Origin of the sequence: Kitasatospora viridis (assembly GCF_007829815.1) — a bacterium.
GTDB lineage: Bacteria > Actinomycetota > Actinomycetes > Streptomycetales > Streptomycetaceae > Kitasatospora > Kitasatospora viridis.
This window is the reverse complement of record NZ_VIWT01000001.1, coordinates 5,560,697-5,584,207: the sequence shown is the minus strand read 5'-3', so window position 1 is coordinate 5,584,207 and position 23,511 is coordinate 5,560,697. Positions and strand designations below refer to the sequence as shown.

Genomic DNA, 23,511 nt, shown 5'->3' with positions numbered 1-23,511 from the left:
TGTCGCCTGACGCTCAGTCAGTTATCGCCCGAACGGCCCAAGTTGGCCCGCCGAGGCACCCCTGCCGTCAACCGCCGACCGGTCTAGACTCGATCGGGTTGTTGTGACCCGGCTCCGTCGCGGCCCCCGACCCGCAGGAGAAACCGCAGGTCGGCGCGGCCCCCAGGCAGCCGGGCGGGATCGAGGGACGAGGGTCCGATGGCTGTCATGACGCAGATCACCACGGGGGACGAGCGGCCCGAGCCGGTCGGCCGGCCCGCGGTCTTCGCGGCCCGCCCGGCCGCGCCACCGCGCACCCTGGTGGACGTCCTCGCGGCCAGCGCGGCCGCCCACCCGCACGAACCCGCCCTCGACGACGGCCGCACCCGGCTCAGCTACCAGCAGCTCACCACCGAGGTGGCCGCGCTGCGCCACCGGCTGGCCGCCTTCGGCGTCGGGCGCGGCGACCGGGTCGGCATCCGGGTGCCGTCCGGCGGCAACGACCTCTACGTCGCGATCCTGGCCGTGCTGGCGGTCGGCGCCGCCTACGTGCCGGTGGACTTCGAGGACCCGCAGGAGCGGGCCGACCTGGTCTTCGGCGAGGCCGCGGTGACCGCCGTGATCGGCGCCGCCCGCGAGGTCACCGTGCTGGCCCCGGGCGGCGCGGCCGCCGCCGCGCCGCGCCCCGAGGACGACGCCTGGATCATCTTCACCTCCGGCTCCACCGGCAAGCCCAAGGGCGTCGCGGTCAGCCACCGCTCGGCCGCCGCCTTCGTGGACGCCGAGGCCGCGCTCTTCCTCCAGGACGACCCGATCGGCCCGGGCGACCGGGTGATGGCCGGCCTCTCGGTCGCCTTCGACGCCTCCTGCGAGGAGATGTGGCTGGCCTGGCGGCACGGCGCCTGCCTGGTGCCGGTCCCCCGCTCCCAGGTGCGCGGCGGCGCCGACCTCGGCCCCTGGCTGGCCGAGCAGGAGATCACCGTGGTCTCCACCGTGCCGACGCTGGCCGCGCTCTGGCCCGCCGAGTCGCTCGGCGACGTCCGGCTGCTGATCTTCGGCGGCGAGGCCTGCCCGCCCGAGCTGGTCGAGCGCCTGGTCACCGAGGGCCGCGAGGTGTGGAACACCTACGGCCCGACCGAGGCCACCGTGGTCGCCTGCGCCGCGCTGATGGGCGGCGCCGGGCCGGTGCGGATCGGCCTGCCGCTGGACGGCTGGGAGCTGGCCGTGGTCGACGAGGCCGGCCGGCCGGTGCCGATCGGCGGCAGCGGCCAGCTGGTGATCGGCGGCGTCGGCCTGGCCCGCTACCTGGACCCGGCCAAGGACGCCGAGAAGTACGCCCCGCTGGACTCGCTCGGCTGGCAGCGCGCCTACCGCAGCGGCGACCTGGTCCGGGCCGACCAGGAGGGCCTGGTCTTCCTCGGCCGGGCCGACGAGCAGATCAAGCTCGGCGGCCGCCGGATCGAGCTGGGCGAGGTGGACGCCGCGCTGCAGGCGCTGCCCGGGGTGCAGGGCGCCGCCGCGGCCGTGCGCACCGCCCGCGGCGGCAACCAGCTGCTGGTCGGCTACCTGGCGATCACCGAGGACTTCGACCGCGAGCAGGCGGTGGCCCGGCTGCGCGCCGAGCTGCCCGCCGCGCTGGTGCCGCTGCTCGCCGTGGTGGACGACCTGCCCACCCGCACCTCCGGCAAGGTCGACCGCAACGCGCTGCCCTGGCCGCTGCCGGACGCCGAGCCGACCGGCCCGGTCGAGCAGCTCTACGGCACCGAGGCCTGGCTGGCCGAGCAGTGGACCGAGATCCTCGGCGTGCCGGTGACCAGTGCCAAGGACGACTTCTTCGCGATCGGCGGCGGCAGCCTGGCCGCCGCCCGGCTGACCACCCTGCTGCGCACCCGCTACCCGTCGGCCGCCGTGCTGGACATCTACCAGCAGCCGGTGCTGCGCAAGCTGGCCCGCCACCTGGAGCGCTCGGCGCAGGGCGACGGCGCCCGGCGCAGCATCGCGCCCACCCCGCTGCGGGCCAAGCTGGTGCAGTTGCTCGCGCTGCTGCCGCTGTTCGCCGTGGTCGGCCTGCGCTGGTCGGTCGCGGTGCTCACCCTCGGCAACCTGCTCCACCTGGCCGGCGGCTACCCGTGGGCGCCCACCGCCTCCTGGTGGCTGCTCGCGGCCGGCGCGCTGCTCCTCTACAGCCCGCCCGGTCGGCTCGCGCTGGCCGCCGGCGGCGCGCGGCTGCTGCTGCGCGGCGTCGGGCCGGGCGAGTACCCGCGCGGCGGCTCGGTGCACCTGCGGCTCTGGGCGGCCGAGCGGCTGACCGAGGCGATCGGCGCCGGCGAGCTCTCCGGCTCCTGGCTGAACCGCTACGGGCGCGCGCTCGGCTGCCGGATCGGCGACGACGTGGACCTGCACTCGCTGCCGCCCGTCACCGGCCTGCTCAGGCTCGGCCGCGGCTGCGCCGTGGAGGCCGAGGTGGACCTCTCCGGCTACTGGCTGGACGGCGACCGGCTGGTGGTCGGCCAGGTCCGGGTCGGCTCCAACGCCGTCGTCGGCACCCGCAGCACGCTGCTGCCCGGCGCCCGGGTCGGCAAGCGGGCCGAGATCGCGCCCGGCTCCGCCGTCACCGGCCAGGTGCCGACCGGCCAGCGCTGGGCCGGCGCGCCGGCCGCCAAGCTCGGCAAGGCCGAGCACGGCTGGCCCCGGCAGCGCCCGGCGCACACCTGGTACTGGTCCGTCGCCTACGGCCTGTCCGGCCTGGGCCAGAGCCTGCTGCCGCTGGTCGCCGCCGTCCCCGCGCTGCTGCTGGCCACCCTCTTCGTGCCCACCGGCGCCTCGCTGGGTGCGGCGCTGACCGGCGCACTGCTCGCCGTGGTGCCGGCCGCGCTGGTCTTCGGGCTGGTCTACGCGGGCCTGCTGGTGGCGGCGGTGCGGCTGCTCAGCCTGGGCCTGCGGCCGGGCTACCACGCGCTGCACGGGCGGCTCGGCTGGCAGGCCTGGACGGTCAGCCAGCTGATGGACGAGGCCCGCGAGCGGCTCTTCCCGCTCTACGCCGGTCTGGTCACCCCGTTCTGGCTGCGGCTGCTCGGCATGAAGGTGGGCCGGGGCGCCGAGGTCTCCACGGTGCTGGCGCTGCCCAGCCTGACCACCGTCGGCGACGGCGCCTTCCTGGCCGACGACACCCTGATCGCGCCGTACGAGCTGGGCGGCGGCTGGCTGCGGGTGGGCCGGGCCGAGGTCGGCCGCAAGGCCTTCCTGGGCAACTCCGGGATGACCGCGCCCGGCCGCTCGGTGCCCGACAAGGGCCTGGTCGGGGTGCTCTCGGCGACCCCGAAGAAGGCCAAGAAGGGCAGCTCCTACCTGGGCCTGCCGCCGGTCAAGCTGCCCCGCGCGGCCGAGACCGGCGACCAGAGCAAGACCTACGACCCGCCGGCCCGGCTGCTCTGGGCCCGCGGCGCGGTCGAGCTCGCCCGGCTGGTGCCGGTGTTCTGCTCGGTCGCGCTGGCGGTGCTGACCGCCGCCGCGTTCTGCGCGCTGCGCGACCCGCTGGTGATGGCGCTGCTGGGCGGCCCGGTGCTGCTGGCTGCCGGGCTGCTGGCCGCCGCCGTCTCGGCCGTGGCCAAGTGGGTGCTGGTCGGGCGGTTCCGCCCGGTGGAGCACCCGCTGTGGAGCGGCTTCGTGTGGCGCAACGAGCTGGCCGACACCTTCGTCGAGGTGCTGGCGGTGCCGTGGCTGGTCGGCGCGGTGCCGGGCACGCCGGTGATGACGGCCTGGCTGCGCTCGATCGGCGCCCGGATCGGCCGCGGCGTCTGGTGCGAGAGCTACTGGCTGCCGGAGGCCGACCTGGTCACCCTGGAGGACGGCGTCACCGTTAACCGGGGCTGCGTGCTGCAGACCCACCTCTTCCACGACCGGATCATGCGCCTCGATAGTGTGGTCCTCCGCGCGGGGGCCACGCTGGGCCCCGGCGGGATCGTGCTGCCCGGCAGCACCGTGGGTGCCCGCAGCACCCTCGGTCCTGCCTCGCTGGTGATGCGGGCCGAGTCCGTCCCGGCGGACACCCGCTGGCTGGGCAACCCGATCGAGGCCTGGCAGGCGTGATGGTGGTGACGGTGCAGGGAGTGGACCGAGCGGTGAGCCCGAAGCAGTTGGACCCGTACTTCCCCGACCACGGCGATCCGCGTTACCGGGTGCACCGCTACGAGCTGACGCTGGACTACCGCCCCGGTCCCAACCGGCTGGGCGGCACCGCCCGGCTGTCCGCGCTGGCCGGACCGGAGCCGCTGCGCGAGTTCGTGCTCGACCTGGCCGAGTTCCGGATCGGCCGGGTGCTGGTGGACGGCAAGGCGGCGCACTACGCGCACCGGGCCGGCCGGCTGCGGGTCAAGCCGGCCCGGCCGCTGGCGGCGGGCGCCGCGTTCACCGTCGAGGTGCACTACAGCGGCAATCCGCGGCCGGTGCGCAGCCAGTGGGGCGGGCTCGGCTGGGAGGAGCTGACGGACGGTGCCCTGGTGGCCAGTCAGCCGATCGGCGCGCCGTCCTGGTTCCCGTGCAACGACCGGCCGGCCGACAAGGCCTCCTACCTGCTGTCGATCACCACGCCCTCGCCGTACGCGGTGGTGACGGGGGGTCGGCTGCTCACCCGGACCACCCGGGCCAGCTCCACCACCTGGGTGTACGAGCAGGCCGCGCCGACCGCGAGCTACCTGGTCGGGGTGGCGATCGCGCCGCTGGAGCGGGTGCTGCTGGTGGACGGCTCGGTGGGCGGGGTGCCGCAGTCCGGCCACGTGCCGGCCGAGCTGGTGGACCGGTTCGCCGCCGACTTCGCCAGGCAGCCGCAGATGATGCGGTTCTTCACCGAGCTGTTCGGCCCGTACCCGTTCGACGGCGGCTACACCGTCGCGGTGGTGGACGAGGAGCTGGACGTGCCGGTGGAGGCCCAGGGCATGGCCGTCTTCGGCAGCAACCACGTGGACGGGGTGCGCGGCAGCGAGCGGCTGGTCGCGCACGAGCTGGCGCACCAGTGGTTCGGCAACAGCGTCACGGTGGCCGACTGGCGGCACATCTGGCTGAACGAGGGCTTCGCCAAGTACGCCGAGTGGGCTTGGTCGGAGCACTCCGGCGGGCTGCCGGCGAGCACCCATGCGCTCCGGGCGCACACCCTGCTGACCGGCCTGCCGCAGGACCTCCGGCTGGCCGACCCGGGCCGCCGGCTGATGTTCGACGACCGGGTCTACGAGCGCGGCGGCCTGGCCGTGTACGCGCTGCGGCGGGCGCTGGGTGACGGGGCGTTCGGCGCCCTGCTGCGGGACTGGACGGCCGCCCGGCGCGGCGGGGTGGTCACCACCGCCGACTTCCTGGCCCACGCGCAGCGGTACGGCGCGGTGCTGGAGCTGCTGGAGGCCTGGCTGTTCGAACCCGCGCTGCCCCCGCTGGTCTAGCTTCTAGGAAACAGGTTCCTGCGGTTCCGTCAGGTGGGCGGTGAAGCTGAACCGGTCGCCGCGGAAGAGCGAGCGCACGCACTCCACCGGGGTGCCGTCGCGGTCCCGGGTGACCCGGGTGAGCAGCAGCATCGGCAGGGCCGGGCTGGTGCCGATCAGCTGCACCTCGCGGGGTGAGGCGAGCACGGTCTCGATCCGCTCGTCCGCGTCGGCGAAGACCACGCCGGCGGCCCGCAGGTAGGCGTAGAGCGAGGTGGCCGGGTCGAACTCCTCGATCAGGGCCGGGAACCGCTCCACCGCGAGGTAGGTGGACTCCAGGCCCACCCGCTCCTCGTCGGCGAGCAGCAGCCGCTCCAGGTGGAGCACCGGCGCGCCCACGTCCGTCCGCAGGCCGGTGGCGAGCGCCGGGGTGGCGGCCAGCCGTTCGAAGACCACCAGCTGGCGGCCGGGGCGGCGGCCCTGGCCGCGCATGCCCTCGGTGTAGCTGGCGAGGGTCAGCGGCTGCACCAGCTTGGGCTGGCCGGCCACCGAGGAGCGGCCGCTGCGCTGCACCCGGCCCTCCAGGCGCAGCTCCCTGATCGCCTGACGGACCGTCATCCGGGAGACCCCGAACCGGTCGGCGAACTCCCGCTCGGTGGGCAGCGTGGCGCCCGGGCCGAGTTCGTCGAGCACGGCGTCGATCTTCTGCTTGACCTGGAAGTACTTGGGCGGCGTCCCGTGCTCCGGCACCCCGTCGCGGGCCGCGGCCAGCGGGCCGGGGGCTGGTGCGGGTTCGATCGGGTCTCGGAGAGGACGCTGCACGGGGGTGAGCGTAGCCGAGGCCGCCCGGTGGGCGGCCCCGGCCATGGTACTAACGGATGATCAGCTGCCGAAGGTCATCGACAGGTCGTCGAGGTAGCCGTCGTCGTCGGTGCCGGCCTGGCGGGTGAAGTTCGCGGTGAAGGTGACCGCGGTGGTGCCGGTCGGCACGGTGCCGGTGGCCTGCTCCTGGAGCAGCTCGGTCTGGTTGCCGCGCTGCGCCGGGGTGACCGGGTTGAGGGTGGCGGTGCCGAGCGAGTTGCCGTTGGCGTCCTGGAAGGTGGCGACCACGCCGACGTTGTCACCCTGGGTGCTGTAGCCGCCGATCCAGCCGGACAGGTCGTACGGCAGGGTGCCGGTGGCGATCTGGTCGGCCTGGCTCGACACGTCGACGGTCTGGGTCATCTGCGAGGAGGCGTACGGGCCGCCGTCGAAGAAGGCGTTGCCCGGGGTGGCCGGGGCCTGCGGGCCCTGGGCGGTGGTCGGGTAGCTGGGCGCGCCGTAGCAGACCTGCTGCGGCTGGTTGCTGGTCGCGGTCCAGCCCTGGGCCGGGTAGCCGCCACCGCCGGTGCCGCAGGAGCCGGTCTCGGCGCCGGGGTTGGCGATCGGGAGGGTGTAGGCGGTGCCGCTGGAGCTGACGGTGTATCCGAAGCTCGCCGAGCCGGTGGCGCCGGTGGAGTCGGTGGCGGTGACGGTCACGGTGGAGCTGCCGGCGGTGGTCGGGGTGCCGGAGATCAGGCCGGAGCTGCTGACGGACAGTCCGGCGGGCAGGCCGGTGGCGCTGTAGCTCAGGCTCTGGCTCGGGTCGGAGTCGGTGGCGGAGAGCTGGAGCGAGGTGGCGGTGCCGGCGGTGGCGTTCTGCGCGCCCGGGTCGGCGACGCTGACGGTGTTTCCGGTGCCGCCGGTCTGGGTGCCGGTGAAGACCTCGTTGTACGGGGTCGCCCACTTGTCGTTGTTGGTCATGGTGGCGGTGAGGCCGAGCGCGCCCTCGATGGTGCGGGCGGTGCTGTAGTGGTCGTACCGGTTGTTGTCCTGGTAGCCGGCCTTCACGGTGCCCTGCGAACCGATCACGATGGTCGGCACCTGGTTGGTCTGGCCCGGGCCGAAGCCGCCGGGGGCGTTGCTGCCGTCCTCGTCCCAGCTGACGATCAGCAGCGACTTCTGCTGGGTCCAGGCCGGGGAGTTGAAGAGGGTCGGCAGGGTCTGGGAGAGCCAGGTGTCTCCGGCCGCGATGCCGCAGTCCTCCATGTCGTTGCAGGAGTCGGCGTCGGCCCAGACGAAGGCCGGGGTGGTGGCGGTGGACTTCAGGTCGGTGTTGAGCAGCTGCGGCAGCGGCTGCCAGTGCGCCTGGCAGTAGGCGTTGTCGTTCTTCATCTTCGCGGCGTAGTAGAACGGCGCGTCGTCGTTCTCGTACTCACCGCTGGTGGTGGTCTGGCAGTTGCTGGTCTGCGACTGGACGTACTCCTTCCAGCTCTTGCCGACCGCGTCCAGGTTGTCGCCCAGGCCGTTGTTGGTCGCGGTGCAGGTCGGGTCGGTGATGCAGTTCGAGCCCGGGGTGGAGTGCGCGCTGCGGCCGTAGGAGTTGCCGAAGGCGATCTGCTCGTAGTTCGGGTCGGAGTTGTGGGTGCCCGCGTGGTAGTTGGTGAGCAGGCTGCCCATCGGCACCATGGTGTTGTTGATGTACGGCGCGGCCGAGTTGCCGATCACGCCGGCGCCGCCGTCCACCGTGTTGGAGGTGGCGGAGTAGTTGTTGTTCTCCATCATCACGAAGAACACGTGGTCGTAGCCCGGCACCGTGGAGGCGGGCACGGTCAGCGTCGGCGCGGTGACCGGGGTGTCCAGGGTGAGCGACAGGTCGTCGGCCATGCCGTCGTTCTGGGTGCCCGTCATGGTGAAGTCGACGGCGGTGGTGATCGAGCGGGTGCCGGCGGGGAGCGCGGCGGTGGTGCTGCGCTGCAGGAACTCGGTGGTGTTGCCGCGGGCGGCGGCCAGCACGGGGGCGATGCCGGCGGTGCCGAGCGAGTTGCCGCTCGCGCCGCGGAAGGTGACGGTGACGGCGGCCGCGTCGTTGTAGCTGCCGACGCCGCCGAGCCAGCCGGAGACGGTGGCGTGCACGCCGCCCGCGTCGATCGCGCTCGCCGCGGAGGAGACGTCGGTGGTCTGGGTCATCTCCGAGGAGCCGCGCGAGCCGCCCTGAAAGTAGGCCTTGCCCTTGGTCGGCGAGCCCGGGGTGGTGGTGTTGGCGCCGTTCGTCGAGTTGTAGCAGTTGATCACCGGGTCGCCGCTGGTGAGCTGCCAGCCGGGAACGGTGGTCTCCTCCCAGCCGCCGGGGCTGCACTGGGAGGTCTCGGCGCTGCCGTTGAGCAGCAGGTTGGCGCTCTGGGTGGCGGCGCCGGCGGACTGCGGTGCGCCCAGCAGCGCCGCGACCACGGCGGCTGCTGTGCACAGGAGAGGGGCGGATCGTCTCATGGCGGTTCGTCCTTCTGGCAGAGGGGGGAAGCCCGAGCACGATTGGGCTAGCCCAATCGCACAGCCGTGATTGTCCGGACGCCGGTAGGACTTGGCTATACAGCTGGTTGCACAGCGGACGACGGAAAAGCGAACGCGGGGGTTGGTCGGATGCGGACCGACCCCCGGCGCCGCCGCGGGCTAACGCCCCAGTACCGCCCCGCCGTTGAGGCCGACCACCTGGCCGGTCAGGTAGCCCGCCGCAGGTGAGGCGAGGTAGCCGACCGCCGTCGCGACGTCCTCCGGGGTGCCCGCGCGGCCGACCAGCGTGTCGGCGACCTTCTGGGCGTGGAACTCCTCGCTCCAGCGGTCGCCGAAGATCTCGGTGTCGGCGACGTAGCCGGGTGCCAGCACGTTCACGGTGATCCCGTCCGGGCCCAACTGCCGGGCCAGGCCGAACGCCCAGCCGTGCAGCGCGGCCTTCGCGGCGGCGTACGAGCCGGCCGAGTGCGCACCGGCTCCGCCGCGCTGTGCGGCGGCGGAGCTGATCACGATCAGCCGGCCGCCGGGCCGGGCCAGCTGCTCGGTCAGCGCGGTGGTCAGCAGCACGGCGGTGAGCAGGTTGGTGTCCAGGTCACGGCGCCAGGCCTCGGCCAGCGCGGCGAGGCTGTCGTCGGCCGGCGGGGTGATCACCGCGCCGGCGTTGTTGACCAGGACGTCGACCGGGCCGACTTCCGCGATCGCCTTGGCGGCCTTGGTCACCTGGTCCGCATCCGTGAGGTCGGCCGCGACGGCCACCACCCGCGCCGGGTCGATCTCCGCCCGCGCCGCCGCCAGCACCTCGGGCCGCCGACCCAGGATCACCACCCGACAGCCGTCCGCCACCAACTGACGGGTGATCGCCTTGCCGATCCCCGTCCCGCCCCCGGACACCACCGCTACCCGCTCGCCCATTGCCATGGCGAGACCCTACTGCGGCCCCTGCGCCTCACTGGCGGCGGCCACCGCGAGCAGCTCCTCGGCGTTCCAGGCCAGCGCACCCGAGCGCAGGTCGGCGATCACCGAGGCCAGCCAGGCGGCCTCCGCCCGGGCGACGGCGAGGCTGTACTCGGTCTCCAGCAGCGCCACCCGCGGCACCCCGAACTTCGCGGTCTCGGCGATCCCGCCCTCCAGCGCCGCCACCGTGCCCTCGACCGAGGCCAGCCGGGCGCCCAGCGCCTCCTCGATCTCGGCCGGCGCGAGCAGCATCAGGTTGGAGAGCGCGACCGGGAACTCCGGGAACTCCTGCTTGGGCGTGCGGAGCATCTGCAGCAGCCAGGTCCGGGTGGTCTCGCGGCCGGCGTCGGTGAGCTCGTAGACGGTGCGCTCCGGGTACTGCTGGTCCCGCTCGGTCTCCCGCACGGCGATCAGCTCCGCCGCGAGCAGCCGCTCGATGGCGCGGTAGAGCCCGGTGCGCTGGCCGACGTTCACCACCTGCTCCTTGCCCCACTGCTTGAGCAGCCGCTGCATGCCGTAGGGGTGCAGCGGCTTGAAGTGCAGCAGGGACAGGACCGTCAGCCCCATGGGGGTGCTCTTCACCGCGGTACTCATGGCGCCGATCCTACGCGCAACGGAACTAGTTTCAATGCAACTAGTCTAGGACCGCGCTCCTGGTTCCCTGGCGGTACGTCAGTACACGACGCTACGCCGCGAGTTGGACCGCGAGCCCATCCCACCGCCGTACGCGACACCCCGGCGGCCGCCGGAGACTGGAGGAAACCACCCCCTGCCACCCGGAGGACCGCCGTGCCGCCGCGCACTCGACCGACGACAACCCTGCTCGCCCTCGGCGCCCTGGCCGCCCTCGTCTCGGCGCTCACCCCCGGCACCGCCGCCGCGGCGGACCCGCTCCAGCGGTACGCGCGGCAGCAGCCCCACTGGCAGCGCTGCGACCCGAGCCGCCCGGCCGCCTTCCAGTGCGCGACCGTCAAGGTGCCCCTGGACTACGCCGATCCCGGCGGCCGGACCCTCGACCTGGCGATCTCCCGGATCGCGGCGGGCAGTGCGACGGAGCGCCACGGCGCCCTGCTGCTCAACCCCGGCGGCCCGGGCGGCGCGGGCCTGGACATGCCCGAGTCCGTCGGCCCCCTGCTGCCCGCGCAGGTGCGGCAGCAGTTCGACCTGATCGGCTTCGACCCGCGCGGCGTCGGCCGGAGCTCCCCGCTCGGCTGCGGCCTGACCGACGACGAGCAGAACTGGGAGCGGCCCTACGCCGCGAGCAGCTACCCGAAGGACGTGGCGCGCGCCCGCAGCGTGGCCGACAAGTGCCAGGCGGCCGAGGGGGACGAGCTGGCGCACATCACCACCCGCAACACCGCGCGCGACCTGGACGTCGTACGCGCCGTGCTGGGCGAGCCGAAGATCTCCTACCTCGGGTACTCCTACGGCACCTACCTGGGCGCCGTCTACACGCAGATGTTCCCGCAGCGGGCCGACCGGATCGTGCTCGACAGCTCGGTCGACCCGGCGGCGGTCTGGCGGGGCACCTTCCAGGGCTGGGCGAAGGGCGCCGAGCAAGCATTCACCCGGTGGACCGCGTGGGCCGCCGAGCGCAACGCCACCTACCGGCTGGGCGCCGCCCCGGACGAGGTCCGCAAGGCCTTCTGGGATCTGGTCGCCCGGGCCGACCGCACGCCCGTCCCCACCGACGGCGCGCCCCTCACCGGTGACGACCTGCGCCTCGGGTACGACGCGTTCGTGCACGTCGAGACGGCCACCCCCTGGATCGTCGCGCTGCGGGTGGCCGCCGCGGGTGGCAAGCCCGCCCCGGCCACCCCGACCGAGGCGACCCCGCACCCCGGTCCGCCGGCCTTCGACCGGGGCGTGCCCGCGGACAACTACAGCGCCGCCGCCTGGGCCGTCTTCTGCGACGACACCCGCAGCTGGCCGCGCGACCCCGAGCAGTACCGGCGCGACGCGATCCGCGACGCGGCCCGCTACCCGCTGTTCGGCGACGCCGGGTCGACCATCCAGCCGTGCGCCTTCTGGAAGTCGGCGGGCAGCGAGCCCACCACGGTGGTGGACAACCACGTCGGCGCGCTCATCGTGCAGAACCAGTGGGACTCGCAGACTCCGCTGGCCATGGCCCAGGGCATGCGCCGGGCGATGCACGGCGCCCGGATGGTCACCGTCGCCGGCGGCGAGGGGCACGGCGTCCTCGGCGTCAGCGCCTCCTGCGCGGACGCGCCCGCCGTCCGCTACCTGACCACGGGTCGGCTCCCGGCCGCCGACCAGACCTGCTCCGGCTGACGGCTGACGGCCGGGGCGCCCCGGCGCCCGAAGAACCGCAGGCTAGGGTGTCCGCCATGACGCGCACCCGGCTGTACCACGACGGCTCCCTGAAGCTGGAGGACTTCCCGGTCGGGGACATCTCCGACTACATAGCGGAGCCCGGCTCCACGGTGTGGCTGGACGTGCGCGACCCGGAGTCCGCCGACTTCGAGATGATCGCCGAGGAATTCGGCCTGCACGCCCTCGCGGTCGAGGACGCGCGCAACGACCACCAGCGCCCCAAGCTGGACCGCTACCGCACGCACCTCTTCCTGGCCGCCTACGCCGTCGACGTCGACCCGCAGACCGGCGCGATGAGCACCGGCGAGGTCGCCGCGTTCATCACCCACAACGCGCTGATCACCATCCGCAAGGGCCCGCACTGCGACATCGACCACATCGTCGAGCGCTGGGACGAGAACCCGGACCTGGCCAAGCACGGCGTCGGGTTCCTGGTCCACGGCCTGCTGGACTACCTGGTGGACACCCACTTCAAGGCCGTCCAGCTGCTCGACGAGCGGATCGAGGACCTGGAGGACCTGCTCTTCGAGGACAGCGCGAAGGAGATCAGCCAGGTCCAGCGCACCTCCTACGAGCTGCGCAAGAGCCTGGTCAAGCTGCGCCGGGTGGTGCTGCCGATGCGCGAGGTGGTCAACTCGCTGATCCGGCGCGACGTGCAGGTGGTCAACGAGGGCCTGATGCCCTACTACCAGGACGTCTACGACCACGTCCTACGCGCCACCGAGTGGACCGAGTCGCTGCGCGACCTGGTCACCACCGTGATGGAGACCAACCTGACGGTCCAGGGCAACCGGATGAACATGATCATGAAGAAGGTGACCAGCTGGGCCGCGATCATCGCGGTGCCGACAGCGGTCACCGGCTTCTACGGCCAGAACGTCCCGTTCCCGGGCTTCGGCAGCCACGTGGGCTTCTGGACCTCGACCAGCCTGATGATCGTGCTGTCCGTGCTGCTCTACTTCAGCTTCAAGCGGCGCGACTGGATCTGACGGGCCGTCAGGAGCCAGCGGGATCCGCCGGCCCGGAACGCGACAGCCCCCACGCCGAAACGGCTGGGGGCTGTCGCTCGTCAGGGTCGAGTCAGGAGCCGCTGGGAAGGCCGCCCATGTGCAGGTCAGCCACGAAGGCCCGCCACGCCTCGGCTCGGAACACCAGCGCCGGCCCGTGCGGATCCTTGGAATCCCGGATCACGGCATCACTGCCCAGCGGAGCGAAGGCGCATTCGACACAGTTCTCCTGGCCGTTGCTGTAAGAGGACTTCCGGAAGTTCAGGCTCGTTGCGGAGGTCTCGGGAGTGTGGGTCATGTGGTGGTCAGCCTGTCTTTCAGATCAGTGATGAATTCGAACGACTTCTCCAGAGACATAGCCTCGGCGGTGACCTTCTGGAAGATCGCCTTGTAGCGCCCCACGTCAGAGCGGTCCTCGATCCAGAGGCTGCTGGCGGCGGTCGGGACGAGAACAACGTCGAGATCGCTCTGATGCGGGAAGTTGATCACGGTGAACGCGCCATCCATGCCCGGATGCACGGCAGCCTCGATCGGCATGACCTGGATGTTCACATTGGGCAGGCGGGTCAGGCTGGCAAGTCGCTCCAACTGACCGGACATCACTCCTGCCGCACCCACCCGTGCACGCAACGCCGATTCGCACACCACTGCCCAGACCTCCGGAGGATTCGGCCGGGTGAGGATCGACTGTCGAGCCATGCGGACTTCGACTTGGGCATCGACCCCAAGGGCCGGATTCCCGAGGTGCGTGATGACCGCACGCGCGTAGTCTGCGGTCTGGAAGAGCCCGGGGATGAAGAAGGTCTCATAGAGCTTGATCTCCGAGGCCTCGGCTTCGAGGGCGATGAGATCACTGAGCCGTGGAGTCAGGACTTCCCGATAGCTCTGCCACCAGCCGCGCTTGGCAGCGTTCCGAGTGACCTCCAGGAGAACCTTGGTCAGCTCCGGGTCGGCGTCGTAGAACTCGAGAAGCTCGGCAACCTCCTTCTCCCGTACGGCGACCTTGGCGTTCTCCATTCGACTGATCTTGGAAACGCCCCACTTGGGCAGGCTCTGGCTGACTTCCTCCGCCGACAGGCCCTTCGCCTCTCGAAGTCGGCGCAGCTCCGCGCCAAGTTGCCTACGCCGAACGGTCTGAGCGAGTGCCAAGGCGCCTCCCTCCCTCTCCTGTAGCTGTCGCCGGATCAGTTTGCCTGGCCACAGGCCGCCTTCGCCACCAGCAAGCGTGAGCCCGGGCGGCCGAATCGGGGTTCGATAAGCAAATTTGCAGACTCTATCGAATGACTTGCGCTCTCTATCCAGAGAGGTCCACTCTGTAAGTAACGAGATGCTCTCGGTGAGTGATTATTTGCCAGGCCCACCGGCGGCATCTCCATGCCTGCACGTCGTCCGCGATCTTGACGGTCCCTCAGCCCGGGCATCTCCGCGCCCTGGGCGGGCCGTCCTCGGAGCGCTGTCATCGCGCTCACTTCTTTCAACAACCACGCCACAAAGGGAGCTTCGCCATGCCTGATGCCACCATCAGCACGCCGTCCCCCACCGCGAAAGGCCACTGCTGGCTGCCCAACAGCGAACGCTCCCCGAGGATGGCCAGGAAGGTGCTGCGAGACCTCCTGGAGTCCGTCGCTGGCGGCGAACGCTACGCCGACATCGGCGAATTGCTCATCAGCGAGCTGGTCACCAACGCCGTGCTCCACGGCACCGAGACCGGCAAGCTGATCAAGCTGGTGCTTGAAGTGACGCCGGGACAGTTGCTGATCGCGGTGGAGGACGCCTCCGACGCCCCTCCCAAGCTGTGCATCGCATCCGACGGAGTGAGGGGCCGTGGCCTGCTGCTGGTCGCCAAGCTCTCCAAGGACTGGGGCTGGGGTCCGCGCGAGGGCATCGGCAAGCGCGTGTGGTGCATCTGCACCCCCGGGCCGGTGCCGTTGCCGCGGTAGGACCTCGGCCCTATGCAGACTGAGCCCAGCCCAGTCAAGGCGAGTTGACAGTCCATCAGGTCATCGAGCTGACAGGATGGCGGCATGGAACGTGTGCTTGGCATCGGCGGGTACTTCCTGCGGGCCGCCGACCCTGCCGCCCTGACCGCCTGGTACCGCGACTGCCTGGGCCTGGACGCCGACGAGCACGGCCTGTGGCAGCAGGAGAGCGGGCCGACCGTGTTCGCGGCGTTCGAGGCCGGGACCGACTACTTCGGCTCCCCAGGCCAGCGGACCATGCTCAACTTCCGGGTCCGGGACCTGGACGCGATGCTCGCGCAACTGCGCGCGGCAGGCGCCCAGGTGGCCGGGGAGCCGCAGGAGATGGACGGCGTCGGCCGCTTCGGCTGGGTCACCGATCCGGAGGGCACCCGGATCGAACTCTGGCAGCCCGCCTGACGGCAGGCTCAGCGGCGGCCCACCCGGTCGGTCGGGCGCACCCGCATCGCCGACCAGGTCTCGTCCAGCGCGACCAGCGTGACGCCGGTGACGCCGTGGTCGGCCAACCTGGCCTGGAGGATGTCGCGGTTCAGGTCGGTGCCCGCCTTGGCGCCGCCCTTGCGGTAGGCCACCCAGGCCAGCCCGTCATGCGGGACCGCCGCGAGCGCGCCGTCCAACTCCCGCTCCAGGGCGGCGGCGTCGGGTGCGAAGAGCAGGACGGCGTCCGCCTCCCCCGCGACCGGCGGCTCCCCGGCGCCCAGTGACCACCCCTGCGGCGCACCGAGCACCAGCACCCGGGTGCCCTCCCGGACCAGCAGCTTCTCCGCGACAGTCTTCGCCATGCCGGGCATCCTATGCGCCGACCCGGCCCTCCCCCGGGACCGCCCGCCGCCAGATGTCGGGCCAGCGGTACGGCGACTCCTGGGCGAGCGGGTGCCACTGACCGCACGAGCACGGCGCCGTGACGAACCGGCAGCGGCCGCACCGCTCGACCCAGCCGTGCCCAGTCGAGGTCGACTGCGACGGCCCCTCGTCACCGCAGGCCGGGCAGCCGGGCAGTTCGGCGCCGGCGTCCAGCGCCTGCTGCCGCCGGACGTAGTCGGGCAGGCGCAGCCACGGGTGGTGGAGCGGGTCCTCGTACCAGGCTCGGTCCGGCCCCTCCCACCAGCTCCGCAGCCACCACGGCCGGGGGCTCGGCACGGCACGCCGGCCGGCCCACTTCTCCGCCCGCCGCCGGGCCGCGAACTCCCGCGTCTCGACCAGCCAGAGCTCGCGGGCCTCGTGCAGTTCCTCCACGGCCCGCACCAGCGCGTCCGGGTCCGCGTCCAGGCGCTGGGGGATCCGGGCGCTGAGCGTGAGGTGGTGGTAGGTCGCCCGGAGCCCGTAGGGCGCGAAGGCGGTGAGGCAGGTGCGCAGCGCGCTGTGCCGTCGGTACGCGGGGAGCCGGGCGTCGTGCACGCGCGCCCGGTGGGTCAGGAAGCTGGTCACCGCGCGAGCCTATCCACAAGGGAACTAGTTGCACTGAAACTAGGTTCAGTGCAACTATGGAGGAGCCGACAGAGCGCCGGCCCCGAACCGGAGGAGCGATTCCGCCGTGAACACCCTCAGCACCCCCACCGAGCGCATCCACGCCGACCACGCCAGCACCAAGCGGCTCGGCCGCTGGACCACCGCCGACACCTTCGAGATCAAGGCCCGCAGCGCCGCCGTCGTCCTCGACCTGCGCTCGCCCGAGCTGCCCGCCGAGCTGGAGCTCCGGATCGACCTGCACCGCGCGATGGTCAAGCTGCTGGTCCCCGACGGTGCGGTGATCGAGCACTGGGACGTCGCCTGGCCGGCCCGGGGCCGGGTCAAGGACCTGCAAGGCCCCACCGGCGGGCTCGCCGGACCGCGCGTCCGCCTGATCGGCACCGCCGACAACAGCGAGGTCCGGGTGCACCGCGGCGGCATCGCGATCCTCTCCGCGATGTGCAGCCGCGAGTACGTCGACGACGTCCGCCGGGCCCACCGCACCGGCACCCGGCCCACCATCGACGACCCCGCCCGGGTCTGACGAGAAATAAAAGGAGAGGCAGTCATGGCAAAGCAGATCAAGCACGCCCTGGTCATCGGCGGCGGCGTCGCCGGCCCCGTCACCGCGATGGCCCTGCAGCAGGCGGGCATCGAGGCGACCGTGCACGAGGCCTACCAGGGCGACGCCGTCGGCGTCGGCGCCGGGCTCGGCCTGGCGCCGAACGGGCTGGCCGCGCTGGACGTGATCGGCGCCGGCGACCTGGTCCGGGCGCTCGGCGACCCGATGCAGTCGATCGTGCTGCAGAGCTGGAACGGCAAGCGGCTCGCCGAGTTCGGCAGCCCCGGCCGACTGGAGCCGACCCGGCTGGTGATGCGCAGCGACCTGTACCAGGCGCTGTACGACGAGGCGCTGCGGCGCGGCATCCGGATCGAGCACGGCAAGAAGCTGGTCGGCGTGGACGAGCAACCCGGCGCCGTGACCGCCAAGTTCGCCGACGGCACCACCGCCACCGGCGACCTGCTGATCGGCGCGGATGGCATCCGCTCCACGGTGCGCGGCCTGATCGACCCGGCCGCCCCGAGCCCCCGGTACGCCGGGCTGCAGGGCTTCGGCTCGATGTACGCCGCGGCCGGGGTGGTGCCGGACACCGGCGGCAAGATGTACATGACCTTCGGCAAGCGGGCCTTCTTCGGCCTGCAGGTGATCGACGGTCAGGCCGTCTGGTTCGTCAACCTGCCCTGGGCCGAGCCGCTCAGCCAGCCCCAGGCGGTGGCGCGCGGCGCCGAGCGGTGGTTGGCGGAGCTGGCGACCGCCTGCGCGGGCGACCGCACGCCCGCCGCCGAGCTGATCCGGCGCACCGACCCGGCGCACCTGATGATGACCGGTCCGATGGAGAGCATGCCGGTGGTGCCGCACTGGAGCCGCGACCGGCTGGTGCTGGTCGGCGACTCGGCGCACGCGCCCTCCTCGTCCTCCGGCCAGGGCGCCTCATTGGCGATCGAGAGCGCGGTCGAACTCGCCCACTGCCTGCGGGACCTGCCGCTGCGTCAGGCGCTGGCCCGGTACGAGGCGCTGCGCCGGCCCCGGGTCGAGCGGATCATCAAGGCGGCCGAGCGGACCAACAGCAACAAGGCGGCCGGCCCGGTCGGGCGGGTGCTGCGGGACGCGCTGATGCCGATCGGGATGCGGCTGATCAGCCCGGAGAAGATGGCCTGGCAGTTCGAGCACCGGATCGACTGGGCCTCCCCCGCAGCGGCCTGACGATCAGTCAGAACCAGTTCAGCAGGCGGATCCTGGGCGCCAGCGCGGAGTTCAGCTGGAGCAGCACCAGCAGTGCGACGCTCAGGTAGGTGCTCACCGCGCCGAGCAGCACGGCTGCGACGTACAGCAGTTGGGGCACCACGATGCGCCGCCGGGCCGCCGCTACCAGGCCCTCGGGCGCCTCGTCCTTGATCAGCCCGGCCGCGCCGGCGTGGCGCAGGCTGGCGAGCAGCAGCAGGCCGAGCAGCAGCAGGTGCAGCCAGTAGACCAGCAGGGCGACCCGGTAGGCCTCGTACTCGGCCAGCAGCGAGGTGGAGAACGGCATCAGGCAGACCCCGCCGAGGAAGGCGAGGTGGATCCAGGTGAGGTGCCGGTCGCTGCGCTCGAAGTGCGAGAGCTGGACCTGCTGGCCCAGCCAGAACATGCCCAGGGTGAGGAAGCCGAGCAGGTAGACGCCGAGGCGGGCGGCCAACGGGAGCAGGGCGTGCAGGAGTTGGCCCTCCCCGTGCAGCGCGCCCGGGGCCCAGAGCGGTTCGCCGGAGCGCAGCCGGCCGAGCTCGGGCACGTGCAGGTCGAGCACCAGCAGGGTCATCGCCACCGCGAAGATGCCGTCGCTGATCGCGGCGAGGCGCTCCAGGCTGTTCCCGGCTATCCGGTGGTAGGTGGTCGGCATGGACGGTTCCCCCCGTTTGCTGTCCAGATGTGGTGGCGACGCGGCGCCGGACGGCCCTACGCCTCGACCTCCGCCGGGCGCTTGAACATCCGGGTCGCGGTGATCTCCCCGTGGATGGCCGGGCCGTCCGGGTCCTGCGGCGCGGGCAGGCCCGGGCGCAGGTGCTCCTCGACCGAGATGTACTTCAGCCCGGCCCGCAGGTCGGCGTCGTTGCGCAGCCGGATCACCAGCGGGAACTCGGCCAGCGCGGTGGTGTCGAACAGCCCGGTGGTGTAGATGAGTTGGACTCCCAGCGCGTCCGCCACCGCGCGCTGGAGCTCCAGCAGGTAGGTCGCGTTGGCCCGGCCGATCGGGTTGTCCAGGAAGAGCGTGCCGGCGTGCCGCAGCTGCGACTGGCCCCGGTCGTTGGCCCGCAGCGCCGCCATCGTGCAGTACAGCGCGATGGCGGCGGTGAGCAGCTGGCCGCCGGAGAACACGTCGGACATCTGACCCACGCTCACCCGCTCGGCCCGCAGCACCGCGTCGGGCTTGAGGATCTCCACGCTCACCCCCTTCGGCCCGATCGCCGCCGCGACGGCGCGCAGCAGCAGTGACATGCCGTCACGCCGCAGGTCGCTGTTCTTCCTGACGGCCGCGCTCGTCGCCTCGTCGATCACCTCGCCGAGCCGCTCGGCCAGCACGGTCTGGTCCGGGTCCTCGAAGCGGATCCGCAGGAACTCCTGCCCGGACCACTCCCCCAGTCCCTCGGGCAGCCGGGAGAGCCGCTGGGCGGCGCGCAGCGTGGCCAGCGAGGACTCCACCAGCCCGCGCAGCCGGTCCACGATCGAGCCCCGGTTGCGCTCCAGCTGGCTGAGCTCGTCGGTGAGCACCCGCAGCCGGGGCGCGAAGGCCTCGGCCCAGGCGGCCGCGTGCTCGGGCAGCAGCGCGGCCGGCAGCTCCCGGATCTGCTGCCGGGCCGGTGTGCGCACCGCCTCGTAGCGGGCCGCGTTGGCGTGCCGGACCAGCGCGTCCGAGGCGTCGCGCACCGCCAGGTCGGCGGCGGAGAGCTCGGCGGCGGCCGCGCGCAGCGCCCGCCGGGTCTCGGTGGCCGCCGTCCGGGCCTCGGTGAGCGAGTCCAGGTAGGCGTCGACGGCCGGCTCGCCCTCCTCCGGCGCGTGGTCGCGCAGGCCGTCCCGCAGCTGGGCGGCCGCCTCGTCGAAGTCGGCGGCGGCGGACTGCGCGGACTGCAGGGTGCGCAGCAGCTCGGTGTGCTCGGTGCGGGCGCCCTCCAGCAGGTCGCGCCGCTCGGCGAGTTCGCCGGTGGCCACCCGGAGCAGCTGCTGGGCGTGCTCGGGATCGGTCGGGACCAGCTCCTCGGGCAGCTCGGTGTGCGCCTCGCCGCTCACGGGGGCGGACCGCTCGACGTCGCCGCGCAGTCGGCCGAGCAGCTCGCTGGCCGCCTGGGAGCGGGCCTCGATGGTGGCCACCAGCTCCTCGGCGCGGGCGGCGGCGGCCTGCCGGGCCGGGCCGTCGGCGCCGTCGGGGCTGGCCAGCAGCTCCTCTGCGCGCAGGCGCACCTTGTTGGTGAGCCGGTCCAGCTCGGCCTGCGCCGCCGTCTGGTCGCTCTCCGCGCGGGCCTGCTCGGCCCGCAGGTCGGCGCCGACGCCGACCTTCTCGTAGAGCTGGGCGGCGGCCCGGTAGGCCTCGCGCAGGGCGGGCAGCGAGGCGGTCGGCGGCTCGTCGGTCAGCGCGACGGCGCCGGAGAGCTCGGCCCGCTCGGCGCGCAGGGTGCGGGCGGTGCGGCGGGCGTCGTCGGCGGCGCGCTGGGCGGCCCGGCGGTCCTCGTCGCAGGCCCGGGCCCGCTCGGCGCAGGCGGCCTGGCGGCGCTCGCACTCCACCGCGTCCTCGGCCAGCTCGCGCAGCGAGCGGTGCCAGGCCGGGCGCTCGCGCAGCCGGAAGGCGAGGCCGGCCAGCGCGTCGGCCCGGCGGCGGGTCTGCTGGGCGGCCTCCCGGCGCTCCTCGTAGACGGCCGCGGCGGCGGCCCGCTCCTCCTCGGCCTCGGTGTGCTCGGCGCGGGCGGCGGCCAGCTGGGCGGCGGCGATCTCGGCCTGCTCCGCGGCTGCTGACGCCGCGTCGGCCAGTTCGGCCAGGGTGCCGGGCGGGCAGCTGGACTGCCAGGAGGCGAGCCGGGCGGCCAGCGCGCGGTCGCCGCCGAGCCGGGCGGCCAGTTCGCGGATGTGCTCGTCCCGGGCGCCGGCCCGGGTGCGCAGCTCGCGGCGCTCCTGGTCGGCGGCGGACTCGTCGTGCATGGCGGGGTTCGGCGGCACCAGGAAGAAGGCCGGCTCGTCGGTGATCGGCGCGATCAGCGCGGCGGCCGCGCCGACGGCGACGGTGGAGCGCGGCAGCAGCGCGGCGGCCTGGAGCACCTCGCGGGCCCGCTCCAGCGAGGTCGGGTCGGTGACCACCACGCCGTCGACCAGCTCGGGGCGGGCGGCCAGGATCCGCTCGTGCTCCTGCGGGTCGACGGACTGCGCGAGGTAGCGCCAGCCGGGCAGCGCGGGGATGCCGTGCTCGCCCAGGTACTCGACGGTGGCGAGCACGTCGGGGCCGGGCGGCAGCAGTCCGCCGTCGCCGAGCGCGGCCAGGATCCGGGAGTCGTCGGCGGCGGCGGTGCGCAGCTCGAACAGGGTGCGCTCGGCGCTGGCGACGGCGGTGTCCAGCAGCTCGGCCAGGTCCTCGGCGGCCCGGTCCAGCACCACCGGGGTCAACCGATCGGCCTCGTCGTCCTGGGAGTGGTACGAGGCCAGCCCCAGCAGCTCGGCCAGCCGGTCCTCGCCGGCCAGCTGCGCGGCGGTGCGCTGCTCGGCGGCCAGCGCCCGCTGGGCGGCGCCCCGGGCGTCGGCGGCGCGGGCGGCGGCGAGTTCGGCGCGGCCCTCGGCGGCGGCGGCCTCCCGGGCGCGGGCGGTGGCCTGCTCGGCGGCGGCCCGCGCCTGCTCCAGGCCGGCGGTGGCGGCCTGCTCGGAGTCGGCGGCGTGCAGCGCGGCGCGGGCCGGGTCCGGGTCTTCGGTCGGGTCGATCCAGCCGGCCGCGACGGCGGCCTGGAGCTCCTGCTCCACCTCGGTCAGCCGCTGGCGCAGGTGCTCGGCCTCGGAGCGGGCCTTCTGGCCTGCGGTGGCGGCGGCCAGGCCGTCGGCCTGCACCTTGGCGCCGTCCTGCTGCAGCCCGGCGGCCCGCTCCTCCTCGGTCTCGGCGCGCTCCTCGGCGGTGCCGGCGGCGGCCTCCAGGGCCTGCGCGAGCGCGCCGGCGGCCTGCGCCCGGGCGGCCAGCGCGGGTGCGGCGTCCAGCTCGGCCTCGCGGATCGCGACGGCCACCCGGGCCGCCCGGTCGGCGGCGGCGCGGTGGCGCAGCACCGCCTCGGCGGCCTGCCAGGCGGAGTGCAGGGTGCGGGCGTCCAGCAGTTCGCGGCGCAGGCCGGCCGCCTCGGTGGTGGCGGCGGCCAGCGAGAGGGTGGCGTGACGGTGGGTCAGCTCGGCGGTGATCAGCGAGTGCCGGGTGCGGTCGGCCTCGGCGGCGGTGACGGCCGAGGCGGCGGCGGCCACCTCGATCGCCAGGTCCTGGGCCCGCCCGCGCTCGGCGCCGGCCCGGGCGGCCAGTGCCTGGGCCAGCCGGCGGGTGCGCCGCTCGGCGCCGCGGTGCGCCTCGCGGACGCTCTCGCGGGCGGCGGTGGCCTGCACGATCCGTTCCAGCAGGTCCAGCGAGCCGGCGGTGAAGTCGCGTTCGGCGGTGAGCTCGGCGCGCCGGCCGAGCTTGGCGGCGAAGCCGTGCACCAGGTCGGCCAGGCCGTCGGTGTCGCGGGTGTCGGTGACGGCGCGCAGCAGCAGGTCGGTGAAGTCGGCGTCGTGCTTGACGGCGAAGAGGCCGGCGGCCTCGCCCTCGTCGGCGTTCATCTCGCGCTGGTAGCGGAACAGTTCGGGGTCGAGGCCGAGTTCGTTCAGGTGCTCGGTCCACCGGTCGTGGCCGTCCTCGAAGGTCAGGTCGAGGTGGGGGGAGGCCTTGGCGGCCTCGGTCATCGCGTCCCGGAAGCCCTTCATGGTGCGGCGGCGGCCGCGGGCGCGGGCGTTCGGGTCGCCCAGGTTGGCCCGCTCGGCGACCGGCAGCGCGTCCAGGGTCAGGCCGGGGCCGGGGCGGAAGGAGTACCAGGCCTCGGCGAACTTGCGCGGGTCGGAGGAGACCTGCCGGCCGCGCCACTCGCTGACCTTGCCGACCACGATCAGCTCGCCGGTCACGGTGTGCTGCCACTCCAGCGCCACGTGCCCGCAGTCGTCGGCCAGCAGGAACTTGCGCAGCACGCCGGAGCTGGCGCCGCCCAGGGTGTTGCGGTGGCCGGGCAGCATCACCGAGAAGATCAGCTTGAGCAGGACCGACTTGCCGCCGCCGTTCTCCAGGAAGAGCACGCCGGCCGGGGCCGGGCGGCGCTGCGGGCCCTCCGGCTCCTCGCCGAACATGCCCAGCTGGCGGGGCGCCGGGTTGGCCACCGGCTCGCCCACGTCCCGCAGGTCGAGCACGGTGTCGGCGTAGCGCGCACCGGCCGGACCGATGGAGTAGAGGCGGATCCGGTTGAGCTCGTACATGTGCTGCCTAACGAATGATCAGATGACGAGTGGTCGGATGGCGG

General features: G+C 73.5%; 18 protein-coding genes. 8 read left to right on the top strand and 10 right to left on the bottom strand.

Translation table 11 applies throughout. The features are described from left to right. Positions 1 to 207 precede the first annotated feature (207 nt). Together FHX73_RS25030 and FHX73_RS25025 are read left to right on the top strand one after the other, a co-directional pair. Positions 208 to 4,068 (top strand): Pls/PosA family non-ribosomal peptide synthetase, encoded by a 3,861-nt coding sequence (locus FHX73_RS25030; protein WP_246213701.1) that lies wholly within the window; start codon positions 208 to 210, stop codon positions 4,066 to 4,068. Next, complete coding sequence (locus FHX73_RS25025; RefSeq protein ID WP_145908508.1) at positions 4,068 to 5,408, top strand: M1 family metallopeptidase; 1,341 nt, start codon at positions 4,068 to 4,070, stop codon at positions 5,406 to 5,408. The genes FHX73_RS25030 and FHX73_RS25025 overlap by 1 nt, the downstream gene beginning before the upstream one ends. A 3-nt stretch (positions 5,409 to 5,411) precedes the next feature. On the opposite strand, the gene FHX73_RS25020 is transcribed toward FHX73_RS25025, so the two are convergent. The 4 genes from FHX73_RS25020 to FHX73_RS25005 all read right to left on the bottom strand — a co-directional run bounded on the left by FHX73_RS25020 (position 5,412) and on the right by FHX73_RS25005 (position 10,244). Continuing rightward, complete coding sequence (locus FHX73_RS25020; RefSeq protein WP_425461422.1) at positions 5,412 to 6,209, bottom strand: GntR family transcriptional regulator; 798 nt, start codon at positions 6,207 to 6,209, stop codon at positions 5,412 to 5,414. Positions 6,210 to 6,269: 60 nt separating this feature from the next. Further along, a complete protein-coding gene (locus FHX73_RS25015) occupies positions 6,270 to 8,675 on the bottom strand; it encodes an alkaline phosphatase family protein (RefSeq protein WP_145907171.1) in 2,406 nt (801 codons plus the stop codon). A gap of 180 nt (positions 8,676 to 8,855) precedes the next feature. Then, entirely contained in the window at positions 8,856 to 9,614 is a 759-nt protein-coding gene (locus FHX73_RS25010) for an SDR family NAD(P)-dependent oxidoreductase (protein ID WP_342795315.1), read from the bottom strand. A 9-nt stretch (positions 9,615 to 9,623) separates the two neighbouring features. Then, complete coding sequence (locus FHX73_RS25005) at positions 9,624 to 10,244, bottom strand: PadR family transcriptional regulator (protein WP_145907169.1); 621 nt, start codon at positions 10,242 to 10,244, stop codon at positions 9,624 to 9,626. Between the two features lie 195 nt (positions 10,245 to 10,439). On the opposite strand from FHX73_RS25005, the gene FHX73_RS25000 reads away from it, so the two are divergent. Together FHX73_RS25000 and FHX73_RS24995 are read left to right on the top strand one after the other, a co-directional pair. Continuing rightward, positions 10,440 to 11,942: an alpha/beta hydrolase gene (locus FHX73_RS25000; RefSeq protein WP_145907167.1), complete on the top strand. Its 1,503-nt coding sequence runs from the start codon at positions 10,440 to 10,442 to the stop codon at positions 11,940 to 11,942. A gap of 56 nt (positions 11,943 to 11,998) precedes the next feature. Beyond that, positions 11,999 to 12,973, top strand: a complete 975-nt coding sequence (locus FHX73_RS24995; RefSeq protein WP_145907165.1) for a magnesium transporter CorA family protein — start codon at positions 11,999 to 12,001, stop codon at positions 12,971 to 12,973. A 91-nt stretch (positions 12,974 to 13,064) separates the two neighbouring features. Here FHX73_RS24995 and FHX73_RS24990 read toward each other — a convergent pair whose 3' ends face one another. Then, complete coding sequence (locus tag FHX73_RS24990; protein WP_145907163.1) at positions 13,065 to 13,289, bottom strand: DUF397 domain-containing protein; 225 nt, start codon at positions 13,287 to 13,289, stop codon at positions 13,065 to 13,067. Beyond that, positions 13,286 to 14,140 (bottom strand): helix-turn-helix domain-containing protein, encoded by an 855-nt coding sequence (locus FHX73_RS24985; RefSeq protein ID WP_170305020.1) that lies wholly within the window; start codon positions 14,138 to 14,140, stop codon positions 13,286 to 13,288. The genes FHX73_RS24990 and FHX73_RS24985 overlap by 4 nt, the downstream gene beginning before the upstream one ends. Before the next feature lie 356 nt (positions 14,141 to 14,496). Here FHX73_RS24985 and FHX73_RS24980 point away from each other — a divergent pair, with 356 nt between their 5' ends. Both FHX73_RS24980 and FHX73_RS24975 read left to right on the top strand, forming a co-directional pair. After that, positions 14,497 to 14,931, top strand: coding sequence for an ATP-binding protein (locus FHX73_RS24980; protein WP_145907159.1), 435 nt, complete (start codon positions 14,497 to 14,499; stop codon positions 14,929 to 14,931). Between the two features lie 84 nt (positions 14,932 to 15,015). Further along, on the top strand, positions 15,016 to 15,369 hold the full coding sequence (locus FHX73_RS24975; protein ID WP_145907157.1) for a VOC family protein: 354 nt from the start codon (positions 15,016 to 15,018) through the stop codon (positions 15,367 to 15,369). Between the two features lie 8 nt (positions 15,370 to 15,377). Here FHX73_RS24975 and FHX73_RS24970 read toward each other — a convergent pair whose 3' ends face one another. Both FHX73_RS24970 and FHX73_RS24965 read right to left on the bottom strand, forming a co-directional pair. Then, positions 15,378 to 15,752 (bottom strand): DUF3052 domain-containing protein, encoded by a 375-nt coding sequence (locus FHX73_RS24970; protein ID WP_145907155.1) that lies wholly within the window; start codon positions 15,750 to 15,752, stop codon positions 15,378 to 15,380. A 10-nt stretch (positions 15,753 to 15,762) separates the two neighbouring features. Continuing rightward, entirely contained in the window at positions 15,763 to 16,398 is a 636-nt protein-coding gene (locus FHX73_RS24965; RefSeq protein ID WP_145907152.1) for a hypothetical protein, read from the bottom strand. 106 nt (positions 16,399 to 16,504) lie between these two features. On the opposite strand from FHX73_RS24965, the gene FHX73_RS24960 reads away from it, so the two are divergent. Further along, on the top strand, positions 16,505 to 16,963 hold the full coding sequence (locus FHX73_RS24960) for a hypothetical protein (protein WP_145907150.1): 459 nt from the start codon (positions 16,505 to 16,507) through the stop codon (positions 16,961 to 16,963). Positions 16,964 to 16,987: 24 nt separating this feature from the next. After that, complete coding sequence (locus tag FHX73_RS24955; RefSeq protein WP_145907149.1) at positions 16,988 to 18,184, top strand: FAD-dependent oxidoreductase; 1,197 nt, start codon at positions 16,988 to 16,990, stop codon at positions 18,182 to 18,184. Positions 18,185 to 18,191: 7 nt separating this feature from the next. Here the strand turns inward: FHX73_RS24955 and FHX73_RS24950 are convergent, their stop codons facing one another. Both FHX73_RS24950 and FHX73_RS24945 read right to left on the bottom strand, forming a co-directional pair. After that, positions 18,192 to 18,857: a TMEM175 family protein gene (locus FHX73_RS24950; protein WP_145907147.1), complete on the bottom strand. Its 666-nt coding sequence runs from the start codon at positions 18,855 to 18,857 to the stop codon at positions 18,192 to 18,194. 56 nt (positions 18,858 to 18,913) lie between these two features. After that, on the bottom strand, positions 18,914 to 23,467 hold the full coding sequence (locus FHX73_RS24945) for a hypothetical protein (protein ID WP_145907145.1): 4,554 nt from the start codon (positions 23,465 to 23,467) through the stop codon (positions 18,914 to 18,916). Between the last annotated feature and the right edge of the window lie 44 nt (positions 23,468 to 23,511).

What these genes read in the sequence shown, in the direction of transcription:
- FHX73_RS25030 (WP_246213701.1), top strand. Translation starts at nt 208, where the DNA reads ATGACGCAGATCACCACGGGGGACGAGCGGCCCGAGCCGGTCGGCCGG.
- FHX73_RS25025 (WP_145908508.1), top strand. Translation starts at nt 4,068, where the DNA reads ATGGTGGTGACGGTGCAGGGAGTGGACCGAGCGGTGAGCCCGAAGCAG.
- FHX73_RS25015 (WP_145907171.1), bottom strand. Translation starts at nt 8,675, where the DNA reads ATGAGACGATCCGCCCCTCTCCTGTGCACAGCAGCCGCCGTGGTCGCG.
- FHX73_RS25010 (WP_342795315.1), bottom strand. Translation starts at nt 9,614, where the DNA reads ATGGCAATGGGCGAGCGGGTAGCGGTGGTGTCCGGGGGCGGGACGGGG.
- FHX73_RS25005 (WP_145907169.1), bottom strand. Translation starts at nt 10,244, where the DNA reads ATGAGTACCGCGGTGAAGAGCACCCCCATGGGGCTGACGGTCCTGTCC.
- FHX73_RS24995 (WP_145907165.1), top strand. Translation starts at nt 11,999, where the DNA reads ATGACGCGCACCCGGCTGTACCACGACGGCTCCCTGAAGCTGGAGGAC.
- FHX73_RS24990 (WP_145907163.1), bottom strand. Translation starts at nt 13,289, where the DNA reads ATGACCCACACTCCCGAGACCTCCGCAACGAGCCTGAACTTCCGGAAG.
- FHX73_RS24980 (WP_145907159.1), top strand. Translation starts at nt 14,497, where the DNA reads ATGCCTGATGCCACCATCAGCACGCCGTCCCCCACCGCGAAAGGCCAC.
- FHX73_RS24975 (WP_145907157.1), top strand. Translation starts at nt 15,016, where the DNA reads ATGGAACGTGTGCTTGGCATCGGCGGGTACTTCCTGCGGGCCGCCGAC.
- FHX73_RS24970 (WP_145907155.1), bottom strand. Translation starts at nt 15,752, where the DNA reads ATGGCGAAGACTGTCGCGGAGAAGCTGCTGGTCCGGGAGGGCACCCGG.
- FHX73_RS24955 (WP_145907149.1), top strand. Translation starts at nt 16,988, where the DNA reads ATGGCAAAGCAGATCAAGCACGCCCTGGTCATCGGCGGCGGCGTCGCC.
- FHX73_RS24950 (WP_145907147.1), bottom strand. Translation starts at nt 18,857, where the DNA reads ATGCCGACCACCTACCACCGGATAGCCGGGAACAGCCTGGAGCGCCTC.
- FHX73_RS24945 (WP_145907145.1), bottom strand. Translation starts at nt 23,467, where the DNA reads ATGTACGAGCTCAACCGGATCCGCCTCTACTCCATCGGTCCGGCCGGT.